6 protein-coding genes are annotated in these 6,237 nt (G+C 35.1%); 4 read left to right on the plus strand and 2 right to left on the minus strand.

Going from position 1 to position 6,237, the window contains the following annotated elements; translation table 11 throughout:
- Window positions 1-25: 25 nt before the first annotated feature.
- The gene (comER, locus tag G4Z05_RS12175; RefSeq protein ID WP_163252135.1) at window positions 26-850 is read right to left on the minus strand and encodes a late competence protein ComER; all 825 of its coding nucleotides are present in this window, start codon (window positions 848-850) and stop codon (window positions 26-28) included.
- Between the two features lie 89 nt (window positions 851-939).
- On the opposite strand from comER, the gene G4Z05_RS12180 reads away from it, so the two are divergent.
- The 3 genes from G4Z05_RS12180 to G4Z05_RS12190 all read left to right on the plus strand — a co-directional run bounded on the left by G4Z05_RS12180 (window position 940) and on the right by G4Z05_RS12190 (window position 4,529).
- Complete coding sequence (locus tag G4Z05_RS12180; RefSeq protein ID WP_240465375.1) at window positions 940-1,587, plus strand: helix-hairpin-helix domain-containing protein; 648 nt, start codon at window positions 940-942, stop codon at window positions 1,585-1,587.
- 72 nt (window positions 1,588-1,659) lie between these two features.
- Window positions 1,660-2,121, plus strand: coding sequence for a ComE operon protein 2 (locus tag G4Z05_RS12185; RefSeq protein ID WP_163252136.1), 462 nt, complete (start codon window positions 1,660-1,662; stop codon window positions 2,119-2,121).
- An 80-nt stretch (window positions 2,122-2,201) separates the two neighbouring features.
- A complete protein-coding gene (locus G4Z05_RS12190) occupies window positions 2,202-4,529 on the plus strand; it encodes a DNA internalization-related competence protein ComEC/Rec2 (RefSeq protein ID WP_163252137.1) in 2,328 nt (775 codons plus the stop codon).
- A gap of 70 nt (window positions 4,530-4,599) precedes the next feature.
- Here G4Z05_RS12190 and G4Z05_RS12195 read toward each other — a convergent pair whose 3' ends face one another.
- Window positions 4,600-4,734, minus strand: coding sequence for a YqzM family protein (locus tag G4Z05_RS12195; protein WP_038536293.1), 135 nt, complete (start codon window positions 4,732-4,734; stop codon window positions 4,600-4,602).
- 335 nt (window positions 4,735-5,069) lie between these two features.
- On the opposite strand from G4Z05_RS12195, the gene holA reads away from it, so the two are divergent.
- Window positions 5,070-6,086, plus strand: a complete 1,017-nt coding sequence (gene holA, locus G4Z05_RS12200) for a DNA polymerase III subunit delta (RefSeq protein WP_163252138.1) — start codon at window positions 5,070-5,072, stop codon at window positions 6,084-6,086.
- The last annotated feature ends 151 nt before the right edge of the window (window positions 6,087-6,237 follow it).

Raw genomic sequence — 6,237 nt, forward strand, 5'->3', positions numbered from 1 at the left:
AAGGAATTTGTAATCATTCGTCGAATTATGGTTGTGAGAATTGCAATTCCACTTTTTCCAAATCCTCTTGGAATTTGTGATGTGTCGCCTGAAACACATGTTCAAACATGTCTCCTAATTCTTTTTCCATTACCTTAATCCCTTCACCAGTGATTCCACCTTTTACACTCACTTTTTCTTGTAGTGAAGGCAAGGTGTAATGTCCTTGTTTCAATAATTCACCCATTCCAACAAGCATATGACTCGCTAGATTGGTTGCTGTTCTTTCATCAATTTCAGTCTCTTTTACAGCCGCCTTAATAAAAGACTGAATCAAATAACTGAAAAAAGCTGGTCCGCAGCTAACTATATCAGAAGCAACTCTTGTTAGTTTATCGTCAATGTATATTGGAACAGAAACCTTTGACATGATTTTTTCCATTTCTACTTTCCAATAATCACTGCAATTTTCCCCCAGTGTAAATAATGACACCCCTGCTAGTGCCCGATTTGTAATACTTGGAATAATTCTCATAACTGAACAAGGTACTTTTCGTTCGATTTGGCTTGTGCTGATTGGGCTAGTAATAGAAATTAGACATTTTTCTTTTGTTAAAAGCGGATTAATCCTATCAATCACTTTAAAAACATCTAAAGGTTTCACACAAATAAAAATGACATCTGATACGGCTGCTACTTCAATATCATTAGCTCCAATTTTTATATCTTTATATTTATCTTTAAGCAGCAAGGCTTTTGCAATCGTTCTGTTAGTAATCATTATAGAGGAAGGGGAAATGGCTTTTCCTTCAATGAAAGCTTCAATAAGGATTCTCCCCATATTTCCCGTACCAATAATACCAACATTCATTGATTACAACCCTCCTTCACTTCCGAGTTTCTCTTATAACCTTATGAACAAGGTTTGTAAAATATACCTTAAGAAAGGATGAATACAAATTGAAAGACTGGTTGATGGGAAAGAAATATTATGTAGTCGCATTGGTATTTATTGTATTGTTTGGCGTATATTATTTCTCCAACAATTCCTTAGAGGCACCATTACTTGATCCATCACAATTACCAGAGAAGAAATTTCAAAATGAAGAGATTGAAGAATCAACAAAAGAAGTTGCAAAGGAAACAGCCCATACTGAAGTCTTGATGGTCGATGTCAAAGGGCAAGTAAAACTTCCAGGTGTTTATCAAGCAAATGAAGGGGAGCGGGTAGTTGATATTATTAGCAGGGCTGGTGGTTTAACGGAACTTGCGGATGAAACTAAAGTAAATTTAGCGGAACATGTACAAGATGCGATGGTAATCTACATTCCTGCGAAGGGGGAAGAAGGCTTCATGACACCTGGTTCAAATGCTGGAACAGTACATGCTTCAGGTGGAACAGGTAGTAATGAAAGGAAGATTAATATTAATACTGCAGATGAAAGTGAACTACAAAAAATCCCAGGGATAGGGCCGTCAAAGGCAGCAGCTATTATGGAATATCGGGAAACAAACGGTCCATTTCAGTCAGCAGAAGATTTAAAAAATATAAGTGGAATCGGTGAAAAAACTTTCGAAAAATTGAAAGATGCTGTTACCGTACGTTAATTCTTACATTGACCAGATCGTAGAGGCTATATAAACTATAAATTAAGTATTTTAATAGGGAGTGAGAGTAAAGTGAAACGGATTTCATGGGATCAATATTTTATGGCACAAAGTCATTTGCTCGCCCTACGAAGCACTTGTACTAGGTTGGCCGTTGGGGCGACCATTGTTAGGGATAAACGGATAATTGCTGGGGGATATAACGGCTCCATTGCTGGAGGAGATCATTGTATTGATAAAGGCTGTTATGTCATTGATAATCATTGTGTTCGTACCATACATGCTGAAATGAACGCAATATTGCAATGTGCAAAATTTGGGGTTCCAACGGCCGGTGCGGAAATATATGTTACTCATTTCCCTTGTCTGCAATGTTGTAAAGCTATAATCCAAGCAGGGATTAAAACCGTGTATTATGCTGAGGATTATAAAAATCATCCGTATGCTATCGAGTTATTTGAGCAAGCAGGAGTCAATGTTGAGAAAGTAGAGTTAACAGACCCGGTTATTGATTTTAGAAAGATGAATGCATAATTCTTGAATTTAGGCGCCGAAATGTTTTTGGCGTCCCTTTTTAAAAAATTACGAAAAATCACTAAATGGAGAAGAAAATCATGTCTGGAAGATACCTCTATTTTGCTATTTCTGCACTTTTGGGTTTGTTATGTGTACTAATTTCATTTTTACCTTTTTTGTTCCTATTCTTCTTTTATCTCTTTCTTTTACTTAAATATAAAAGATTCACTCATAAACATTTCATGATCATTATTGTTTTTGCACTAATATTTATGATGATTGGTCACCATAAAGCTGCTGAAAATAAATCAAAAATCCCCGAATCAACCTCATCCTTTCTTCTTCAATATATGGAAGACCCAAAAATAGATGGTGACTTATTACAAATTCATACAAAAGAAAAAAGATATAATGAAAACCTCATCCTCCGCTACTCCATTAAATCAGAGGAAGAAAAAGAGTTTTTTCTAAACCAAACATTTTATGGTGTTATTTGTCAAGTGTCAGCAACCATGATTAAACCTAAAATTTCTAAAAACCCAAATGGATTTAATTATAGAAGATATTTGGAATCAAAAGAGATATTTTGGATCGTAGAGGCTGATGAAAATCCACTTCAGAACTGTAAGGCAGAAAGCAAATCTCTCTTGACAACCATTAAGCAGCTTCGATTTTCCGGTATTCGCTATTTGGAAAAAAATTTTCCGATTGAAATTGCTTCACTATCCGCTGCATTAATTTTTGGTGATCGTGAACTATTTTATCCGGATGTCCTTGAGGATTACCAAAAAACGGGGATTGTTCATTTACTTGCCATTTCTGGACTGCATGTATCCTTGTTAATAGGAATGGTTTATTACCTAGGGATTCGAGCAGGTTTAACTAGGCAGTTTATGCTCAATTGTCTTCTTCTCATTCTCCCAATTTATGTTATCCTTACAGGAGCAACCCCTTCAGTAATACGTGCCGCACTCATGATATTCCTTGTTTTATTTATTAAAAAGTGGGACAAATATCTTCATTTGGTACCTGTCGATGCGATTAGCCTTACTTTTATCATCTATGTTTTTATAAAACCGATGATCATATTCGACATTGGTTTCCAGCTCTCCTTTTCTGTAAGTTTTGCCATTATTTTATCGGCACAGCAAGTTCTTATTGAACATCAGAACAGTTGGATAAAGTTGCTTGCTACTTCAATTGTGGCACAATTGGCAGCCATGCCATTTTTATTGTACCATTTCTTCGAATTATCTCTGATTGGAGTATTTGCTAATATCGTATACATACCGTTATTTTCCTTTGTTTATCTTCCCGCCGTGTATTTTTTATTTTTCTTCCAATTGATGTTCGATAAGGCACCCACCATTTTGACTTTTTTAATGAATAAGATCATTACCATTTTTAATAAAGTAATTTCCTGGATTGGAGACCTTCATTTTGCAGCGTTTGTTCCAGGAAAGCCTAATTTATTTTTCCTTCTTTTTTATGTTTTAATTATTTGTTTCATTTTTTACATTTGGGAAACGAAGAAAGGTCCAAACTGGAAAAAGAAAGTTCTTGGATTGTTCATTATCCTTTTCACGATCCAGCCTATATGGAATTGGTTACGTCCCTTTGGAGAAATAACGATGATTGATGTCGGACAAGGAGATAGTATCCTCATTCATCTCCCTTTTCGAAAAGGAACTTATCTTATTGATACGGGTGGGACAGTAAATTTTAACAAAGATAAGTGGAGGCAACGTTCAAAGCCTTTTGAAGTTGGGAGAGATGTAGTTGTTCCATTTTTAAAAGGAAAAGGAATAACAACGATTGATAAACTAATTTTAACCCATGGTGATATGGACCATGTTGGAGGAGCTGTGTCAATTATTAATGAGTTGAAGGTTAATGAGATTCTGCTTCCATCTGTTGCTAATCCTTCTGATGCGGAACATCGAATAATGAAATTGGCAAATAAAAAGAAAATCCCAGTTAGGAAAGTATTTGAAGGGAATTCTTGGAGGAATAAATATGGTCAATTTTATATCCTTGCCCCAGAAAAAAACTATGTTGGCGAAAGAAATGGTGGTTCTATCGCTATTTTTGCCATTATTGGTGGATTAACTTGGTACTTCGGAGGGGATTTAGATATTGAAGGAGAGCAGAAAATCATTAACAATTATCCAAATTTGAATATAGATGTTATAAAAGTTGGACACCATGGAAGTAAAACTTCGACCAGTGAAGAATTTTTGAAGAAGACTACACCTCAAATAGCTCTAATCTCTGTGGGGGAGAATAATCGTTTTGGACATCCTCATCAAAAGGTTTTAAATCGACTTGATGAAGAGAATATCACTATTTTCCGAACTGATATTCATGGTGCTGTTACGTATCGTTTTTTCCTAGGAAAAGGAACGTTTTTACCCTATTTTCCATAGTATGGCAGTATCAAAGGAAAAAGAGACTGCAGATATTAGCAGCCTCTTAATAACACTTATGTAGCCTATTTTACGAACCAACGACTTTAATGACTGTAGCTATGATAAACATGGTAGCGAAAAAACCAAATGAAACAATAAATCCTACCGCAGAATCGATTGCGTCATTCCGCTTGCTTTGGACATTTTTCTCAAATTCGTTCACAGTCTACCCCTCCTATTTCAACATATAGTATAAGCTATTTGCTTGAAAAAATCTAGCCTACCTCTCATAATGCTTTTCCTGTGTTGACAAGAGTTGTCAAAATAGTTCGACTTAGAAAGGGCTACAATAAGCTTAACTAAATAAACTCCGTCTGAAATATCAATTCCTAGGGTTGGTATTGCAGGCGTTCATCATAGATCAGGGAATTGGCATCAGGAGAGTGTCAATTCCCTATAATATGTGCTTTCCTGAAACAAGTTTTTGTTCGTACTTGTCAAATAGTCCAAGCTTCATTACGATAGTATAGAATGAAATCAAGGGGGCGCTTGGACAAAATGGTTTTAGAAAGCTGGCGGAAAATTAAACAAAATCACATTGCTCCTATTTATTTATTATATGGAACAGAAGCATTTTTAATTAATGAAACGAAGCAATTATTATTGAACCAAATTTTAAATGAAGAAGAAAAAGAATTTAATTTAGCTGTGTACGATCTGGAAGAAACTCCAGTTGAAGTAGCGGTAGAGGATGCAGAAACATACCCATTTTTAGGCGAAAGAAAAGTTATTATTTTACATAATCCTGTCTTTTTAACAGCTGAAAAATCAAAGGAAAAAGTAGAGCATAATTTGTCCAGACTAGAAGCATATATTAAGGAGCCTGCACCTTATTCCATTATGGTCCTATCTGCTCCATATGAAAAACTCGATGAACGGAAGAAAATTACGAAAGAATTAAAAAGAAATGCCGAGATAATTGAAGCAAAAAAGCTGAATGAAAAAGAATTAATGAGTTTTATTCATAATCGGGTTAAAATCAATGGAATGGAGATAGATGAGGCAGCTATTGAACAATTAATGGCACTGGTTGGAACGAATTTATTTATGATTTCCAGTGAAATAGAAAAGTTAACCTTGTATGCAGCTGAATCGGGACGAATTGATGTAAATCTTGTTGACAAGCTTGTTGCGAGGTCATTGGAGCAAAATATTTTTACACTTATTGATAAAGTGGTAAATCGAAAATTAGATGAGGCACTAAGAATTTATTATGATTTATTAAAGCAGAATGAAGAACCGATTAAAATATTGGCATTACTTGCCGGTCAATTTCGTTTAATTTATCAGGTAAAGGATCTATCGAGACGTGGCTACGGACAGCAGCAAATTGCGGGTATTTTAAAGACCCATCCATTTCGTGTCAAGTTAGCACTTGGCCAAGCTTCTAAATTTACGGATGAGGAGTTATCCTACTTAATCAATCAATTAGCCGAGGCAGATTATCATATGAAATCCGGTAGCATGAATAAATCGCTGTTAATCGAAATGCTACTGTTTAAATTAAAAAAATAAAAAACGATTCCTAGCAGGAATCGTTTCAGATTGTAGACAAAAGGCATTCCGAATAAACTTAATTCGAAATGCCTTTTCAAATTTTAAGCAATTTTTGGTCTATATTAACTTTAATTTGACCCCTACGGGGTCAATTATTATACCATTTTTG

The organism is Neobacillus thermocopriae (assembly GCF_010975035.1).
GTDB classification, from domain to species: Bacteria; Bacillota; Bacilli; order Bacillales; family Cytobacillaceae; genus Neobacillus; species Neobacillus thermocopriae.

Coding starts and splice junctions, on each gene's coding strand:
- comER (WP_163252135.1), bottom strand. CDS start 850: ATGAATGTTGGTATTATTGGTACGGGAAATATGGGGAGAATCCTTATT.
- G4Z05_RS12190 (WP_163252137.1), top strand. CDS start 2,202: ATGTCTGGAAGATACCTCTATTTTGCTATTTCTGCACTTTTGGGTTTG.
- holA (WP_163252138.1), top strand. CDS start 5,070: ATGGTTTTAGAAAGCTGGCGGAAAATTAAACAAAATCACATTGCTCCT.